The organism is Streptococcus sp. HMSC073F11 (assembly GCF_001810785.1).
Classification (GTDB): Bacteria; Bacillota; Bacilli; order Lactobacillales; family Streptococcaceae; genus Streptococcus.
The window spans coordinates 1-284 of sequence record NZ_KV802686.1; the positions used below are offsets into that span (position 1 = coordinate 1).

The 284-nt window shown below is 49.3% G+C and carries 1 rRNA gene; it reads right to left on the reverse strand.

Annotated elements, in window-relative coordinates:
• A 23S ribosomal RNA gene (locus HMPREF2764_RS01545) occupies positions 1-284 on the reverse strand; the annotation flags it as partial.

Consider the following 284-nt stretch of genomic DNA (forward strand, 5'->3'; position numbering starts at 1 on the left):
CTTCCAATCGTCTGCTTTAGTTAGCCTACTGCGTCCCTCCATCACTACATACTCTAGTACAGGAATATCAACCTGTTGTCCATCGGATACACCTTTCGGTCTCTCCTTAGGTCCCGACTAACCCAGGGCGGACGAGCCTTCCCCTGGAAACCTTAGTCTTACGGTGGACAGGATTCTCACCTGTCTTTCGCTACTCATACCGGCATTCTCACTTCTATGCGTTCCAGCACTCCTCACGGTATACCTTCATCACACATAGAACGCTCTCCTACCATACCTATAAA